Source organism: Faecalibacterium sp. I3-3-33 (assembly GCF_023347295.1).
GTDB lineage: Bacteria > Bacillota > Clostridia > Oscillospirales > Ruminococcaceae > Faecalibacterium.
The window spans coordinates 2,988,386-2,994,777 of record NZ_CP094469.1; the positions used below are offsets into that span (position 1 = coordinate 2,988,386).

Genomic DNA, 6,392 nt, shown 5'->3' on the forward strand with positions numbered 1-6,392 from the left:
TTTGAATTTATTTCCCCACGCAGAACCGCTCGAACACCTGTTCGATGACGGCTTCCGAGGCGTTTTCGCCGGTCAGGTCGCAGAGGGCATCCAGTGCGTCGTCCACGCAGACCGAGACGGCGTCCAGCCCAAAGCCGCCGGCGGCGGCATCCAGTGCACCGGCTACGGCGTCCCGGGCGCGGAGGGCGGCGGAAAGCTGCCGCTGCCCGGACAGGCTGGCGGCGTGGGGGTCGATGCTGCCGGTGCCCAGCAGCCGCGCCACCGCAGCGGCGATGACCTTGCGGCTCCCCTCTTCCCGGCAGCAGACCGGCAGCACCATGGCAAAATACGGGGCGATGAGCTCTGCATCAAACCGGGTGGGCTTGTCCTCCTTGTTCACAAGGGCAATGGCGGGACGGCCGGCGCAGCGCTGCGCCAGCGCCAAGTCCTCCCGGCTGGGCGGCTCGGAGCCATCAAAGACGGCGAGAATCAGCCCGGCTTCTTCCAGTTTTTTCCAGCTGCGGCGGATGCCCTCGGCTTCGATGGCGTCCTCGGTCTCCCGCAGACCGGCGGTGTCGAAAAGGTTCAGCCGGATATCCCCCAGCTGCACCGCCTGCTCCACCACATCGCGGGTGGTGCCCGCCACCGGGGTGACGATGGCGCGGTCGAACCCAGCCAGCAGATTGAGCAAGGTAGACTTGCCCGCGTTGGGGCGTCCCACGATGGCGCAGTCCACGCCCTCGCGCAGCACCGCACCGGCATCGTAGCTGCGGATGAGGGCGTCCAGTTCCTCCCGCACTGCGCCCAGCACGGTGCGCAGATGGGCGGGGTCCAGCTCCGGCACATCCTCCTCCGGGAAGTCCACCCAAGCGGCCAGATGCGCCTGCAGGGCGGTCAGCTGGGCTTTCTGGGCGTTGATCTTTTTCGCCAGTGCGCCGCCCAGCGCGGCGTTAGCCAGTGCCGCCCCCTGCCGCCCGTCCGCCGCGATCAAATCCATGACCGCCTCCGCCTGCGTCAGACCCAGCTTGCCGTTCAGAAAGGCGCGGCGAGTGTACTCGCCGGGGGCGGCAGGCTGCGCACCGGCGGCAAGACAGGCTTCCACCAGCCGCCGCGCTACTGCACTGCCGCCGTGACAGGAAAGCTCCACCACGTCCTCGCCGGTATAGCTGTGGGGCGCGCGGAAAAACAGGGCGACGCCCTCGTCAAAGGCTTCTTCCCTGTCCACAAAATGTCCGAACAGCGCGGTGTAGCCCTTGGCCTCTTCCACCTTTTTTGCCGGGTTTGCCGGGTGGAATACCCGGGCAGCCACGGCGTAGCTCTCTGCGCCGGACAGGCGCACCACGGCAATGCCGCCCGCCCCGGGGGGCGTTGCAATGGCGGCAATGGTCGATCCCTGCATACTGCATCCTTTCCGCGCACCCGTCTTGCGGGTGCGCTACTCGTGTGCCCGCTGCGGCAGACCCGCCGCAGCGCACACTTTCTGATTTTACAGCTTATTTTACCACGTTTTTGCGCAAAAAGATACACCCGCCGCGCGGTTTTTCCACATCTTCCAAAATGTTTGTGGAAAAAGAGATCGAAAATGGCGGGCGATGGGGAGCCTTTCTGCCTGCCAGCAGCGTGCAGGGACGCTCCGCTGGGCCAGAGGCAGGGAGGGGTGTTCCGACTCCCCCCTCCCTACCTCTGGACTCCACCCACCCCGCAACGGGCCAAGGGCTACACGCCCTTGACAATCCTAAAGAAGAAGTCGAAGCACAAAAAAGCTAGCGCTGCGCCAGTCGGCGCTATCGCTTTAACGCTTTTTTCGCTTCTCCATCCATAGCCCCTCAGTCGCTGCGCGACAGCTCCCCCAAGGGGGAGCGGGCACGCCCGCAAGCTTTGCACTTGAGCCGCAAACTTTCCCCCTATGCCAAAGGCTCCCCGGGGGGAGCTGTCGCGCGTAGCGAGACTGAGGGGCTTCAGATCGGCGGAGCCGGAAAAAACGGTTAAAAGATCTTCACGCCGAACAGGCGTGAATCTTCAGTTTTTTCCGGTGTAGCCCTCCTCTTTGGGGTTAAAAGGGGCGAGTAGCCCCTTTTTCGTGGCTCCAGCGCGTCGAAATCGCTGGTACTTTTCTGGTTCTCTTTTGGTGTCAAAAGAGAACATCCCTCGGCGTGCGCCTACAATACCAAAAAGAGCCCCGCACTTCCGGTGGAAATGCGGGGCGCTGCATGGTTTTATTGGATACGGCAGCGTTACAACTCGATCTTGCCGAAGCTGAAATCTGCAAAGTCGTCCACGCGCTCGGTGCGCTTGGGTGCTACGGGTGCTGCGCTCTCGGCGTCGCGGGGGGCGTAGGTGCGCTCCGGCACACTGGACGGACGCGGGCCGCGGGGTGCACCGCTGCGGCTGCCACGGTAGCCGCCGTTGCGGTTGCCGTTGTCGCTGCGGCGCTCTCCGCGATAACCGCCGTTGCGGTTGCCGCCGGGACGACGGCCATTCCGGTTGCCGCCACGGCCACGGCGCTCGCCGTAGGTGTTCTCGGTCTGGGCATCCGGTGCGGTGGAGTAGATGACCACGCGGCGGTCACGGCCCTCGCCCTTGCTCTCGCTGCGCACACCCTCCATCTTGCTGATGGCAGAGTGGATGATGCGGCGCTCGTAGGGGTTCATGGGCTCCATGGCAAAGCTGCGGCCGGTCTTGCGCACCTTGGCGCCAATGCGCTGTGCCAGTGCAGTCAGGTCGCTCTCGCGCTTGTCGCGGTAGCCGGCAACGTCCAGACCCAGCTTGATGTAATCGCCCTCCAGACGGTTTGCCACAAGGCTTGCCAGATAGGACAGGCTTTCCATGGTCTCGCCGCGGCGGCCAATGAGGGCGCCCAGCTTTTCACCGTCCAGACGGATGATGGTGGCTTCGCCCTTCTGCACGGCGCTGAAGGTCACATTCTCCACGCCCATCAGGGTGATGACCTCCCGCAGATAGTCCACGGCGGCCTTCACCTTGGCGTTCTCCTCGATGACGATGGGCTCTTCCACCTCTTCTGCCTCCTCGGCAGTCTCGGCGGGCTGCTGGGCAGCGGGGGTCTGCTCTGCGGCGGGAGCGGCGGGCTCCTCCACAGCAGCGGGAGCCTGCTCTGCCACGGGGGCAGTCTCCTGCACGGGGGCGGCAGTCTCAACCGGCTGCTCTGCCACAACCTCCACCGGCTTTGCGGGTGCAGCGGCGGGAGCATCCGGCTCTTCCACGCTCACGCGCACCTTGGCGGGGGTGGTCTTTAAACCCAGAAAACCGGTCTTCTGAGGCATTTCCAGCACTTCATAGCTGACATTCAGATCGTCGGCCTGCACGCCCAGCAGGGCGCAGGCTTTGGCGCGGGCTTCGTCCACCGTCTTGCCGGTGGATTCCTGTGTACGGATCATAACCGTTTACCTCCCTTGTTACTGTTTATCCTGCTTGTCAAGCTCGCTCAGCGGCACGGTGCGCTCGTCCTTGTAGCGCTCGGCGTCCAGCTGACGGGCATACTCCAGCCGGCGCTTGTTCATCTCGCTGGCGGAAAGGTTCTTCTCCATGGTCTTGCCGGTCTTGGGGTCGGTGACCTGAATGGTGGTGTTCTTCACACCGCGCTTTTCCTGCTTGCGCTTGGCGGCGATCTCGGCTTCCACATCCTTGCGCATCTTCTCAGGGTCGTAGAACTTGCGCATGATCTGGGTCTGGACGGTCATAACGATGTTGGAAATGACGTAGTACAGAGAGAATGCCAGAGGGAAGGTAAAGCAGAAGAACAGGTACATCAGCGGCATCATGTACATGGTCAGCTTCATGCTGCCCTGCATCTGCTGGCCGGAAGCCTTCATGCTGATGTGGGTGGACAGGAACATAGTGATGACCGACAGCAGCGGCAGCACGATATCCAGAGACAGACCGATCTGCGGGATGCGGGTCAGGTCGATGCCAAGGAAGTTCATGTGCTGGCCGAACTCGGTGATGGTAGCGATCTGCTCGACGCTGAAGCAGCCCAGCACGCCGCTGTTGCCTGCCAGTACCTCGGCGATGATGTTGGTATCGCGGGTAATGGCGGTAAAGGAGATGCCGGCGGCAGTCATAGCCTCGCCTGCGCTGGCCAGTGCAGCAGCGCTGATGTGGAAGATACGCTCCAGCGGGTTATATACCACGCCGATAACACCGAACATGACAAGGAAATTCAGCAGCATGGGCACGCAGCCGGCCGTGGGCTTATAGCCAAAGTCCTGCTGCAGCTTCATCAGCTCTTCCTGCTGCTTTTCGGGCTTATCCTTGTACTTAGTCTGGATCTCCGCGATCATGGGCTGGAACGCAGACATTTTTGCCATGCTCTTCTGCTGGCTGGTCTGCAGGGGGATCTTGACGATGTTGATGAGCAGGGTGAAGAGGATGATGTCCCAGCCGTAGTTCGGCAGCAGCTTGTAGATCCACTCCATGACATAGCCGAGAGGACCGCTCAGGATGTAAAAGAAGTTCATACCTTTGTCCATTCTGCCCCGGCTGTGGCCCGGGACGCATTATTTTTTTATCGTAGGACACGCCGCCCACAGTGCAGCGCGTCATAAGAAGCTTTATTATCTAAAATGGCCGCCGCTTTGCTCTGGCCATAAATAGCGGAAATAAAATTTTAATTTCGCAAATCGAAAAAATCTGCGGATTTTTTCGATTTGCATTTTCACCAGAGAGGGTCGTAACGAAAAACGGCATTTTCTGCTGTCGGCTGTGGCCGTCGCGCAGCGACTTCAAACCGGCGGAACACAAAAAATCCTCTAGCGCAGCGGCTTGGATTTTTTGTATGGAGCCCAACCGCTTTGGGGTTACCAGGGGCGAGCAGCCCCTGGTTCGTGCCTCCCGCGCTTCGAAAGTAGCGGGCGCTTTTCTGGTACTCTTTTGTGCGCGCAAAAGAGTACATACCCGGCGGCGATGCACTTTGCAAAAAGCATTAAATTTTAAACACGCGACTACGCTCTACGCAGAAAACCTCTATTTTTCCACCTTTCGCTTGTGCCGTGTGTAAAACAGCTTTGCGGGCTGTAAATTGCGGGCGGGGCTTTGCCAGCGGCCGGGCGGCGGCACGGGGTCGTAGCCCCATTTGCCCAGCGGATTGCACCGGGCAATGCGCCATGCGCCCAGCAAAATGCCCTTTACACAGCCGTGGGTCAGGATGGCCTGCATGGTGTAGTTGCTGCAGCTGGGCGAAAACCGGCAGCTGCGGCCGATCCATGGGCTGAGGGTGTACTGGTAGATGCGGATGGGCACGCACAGCGCCCTGCGGCAGAGCATTTGCAGCCGGTTCACACGCGGGACTCCGGCTTTTGCTTGCGGGCGGGGGGCACGGTGGCGGGCGGCTTTGCGTCCGGGCGCTTGGCCTTATCCGGCAGACCGGCCTGGGCAAACAGCTTTGCCACAACGCTGCTCAGCTGCCAGCTTTTCAGTTTGGGGGTCATGCCCCGGGCCACGAAGATCAGATCGTAGCCGCCGATATTGTAATCCAGATGCTCGTCGATAGCGGCCTTCATCACGCGGCGGGCGCGGTTGCGCTGCACGGCATGGCCTATTTTTTTGGTGGCGGTCAGGCCCACGCGGGTGTTGCGGCCGCGGGTCTTGAGCACATACAATACCAGTGCCGGGTTCACATAGGACTTGCCGCGGGCGTACACACGGCCAAACTCGCTGTTGCGGCGGATCGGACGATAACGCATAACGTCGGCACCTCCTTTCGTCCGGGTGCACATAGGTGCACTCTTTAGCCAGTATATCAAAAATTTTTGCACTTTAAAAGCCCATCCGGGCATTTTTACGAAAAAACTTTTGACGGGTAAAAAAATAAGACCGCCAATGGGATATCAGCGGTCTTTTGTGCGCATATTCATTTCTGCGCCGGATCTCACCTGCAAGGTTTAAGATCAGACAGTCAGGCTCTTGCGGCCCTTTGCACGGCGAGCATTGATGACCTTACGGCCGTTCTTGGTGCTCATGCGGGTCAGAAAGCCATGAACTTCCTTGCGCTGACGCTTCTTGGGCTGAAAAGTTCTCTTCATGGTTGTATCCTCCGTAAAAACTTATCCCCGGTATGGGGTCTTGATCGGTCCCAGATTGGGGACAGGCTTGCAATTCAACAGTATATCGCATAGTATGACGTTCTGTCAAGCATTTTTTGCAGTTTTCTGCAAACTTTTTTCTGATTTTTCTGTTAAAAGCTTTTCAACTTTTTCACCATTTTGCTGTGGAAAACTTTTTTCTACCAGATATTGTGGTCTTTCTGGCGTGTTTCCACAAGGGCGCTGCGGGGGCTTATCTTATGTATTATAAATTACATTATAGTAATATAGACGCAGGGAGATTTTTGTGGTATACTAACGTGGTATCAGCAGCATTGTTGAAAACTTCGACCGATTCAATGGAGTGGATGTTTT

Annotated in this window: 6 protein-coding genes; all 6 read right to left on the reverse strand. The window is 59.6% G+C overall.

Features of this window, described 5'->3' with window-relative positions:
* Positions 1–7: 7 nt before the first annotated feature.
* Complete coding sequence (gene mnmE, locus MTP39_RS13965) at positions 8–1,378, reverse strand: tRNA uridine-5-carboxymethylaminomethyl(34) synthesis GTPase MnmE (RefSeq protein WP_249240976.1); 1,371 nt, start codon at positions 1,376–1,378, stop codon at positions 8–10.
* Positions 1,379–2,213: 835 nt separating this feature from the next.
* Positions 2,214–3,374 (reverse strand): RNA-binding cell elongation regulator Jag/EloR, encoded by a 1,161-nt coding sequence (gene jag, locus MTP39_RS13970; RefSeq protein WP_249240977.1) that lies wholly within the window; start codon positions 3,372–3,374, stop codon positions 2,214–2,216.
* An 18-nt stretch (positions 3,375–3,392) separates the two neighbouring features.
* Positions 3,393–4,454, reverse strand: a complete 1,062-nt coding sequence (locus MTP39_RS13975) for a YidC/Oxa1 family membrane protein insertase (protein ID WP_249240978.1) — start codon at positions 4,452–4,454, stop codon at positions 3,393–3,395.
* Positions 4,455–4,959: 505 nt separating this feature from the next.
* A complete protein-coding gene (gene yidD / locus MTP39_RS13980) occupies positions 4,960–5,274 on the reverse strand; it encodes a membrane protein insertion efficiency factor YidD (protein WP_242983249.1) in 315 nt (104 codons plus the stop codon).
* Complete coding sequence (gene rnpA / locus MTP39_RS13985) at positions 5,271–5,678, reverse strand: ribonuclease P protein component (RefSeq protein WP_044960403.1); 408 nt, start codon at positions 5,676–5,678, stop codon at positions 5,271–5,273. The genes yidD and rnpA overlap by 4 nt, the downstream gene beginning before the upstream one ends.
* 204 nt (positions 5,679–5,882) lie before the next feature.
* The gene (rpmH, locus tag MTP39_RS13990; protein ID WP_005924258.1) at positions 5,883–6,017 is read right to left on the reverse strand and encodes a 50S ribosomal protein L34; all 135 of its coding nucleotides are present in this window, start codon (positions 6,015–6,017) and stop codon (positions 5,883–5,885) included.
* Positions 6,018–6,392: the final 375 nt, after the last annotated feature.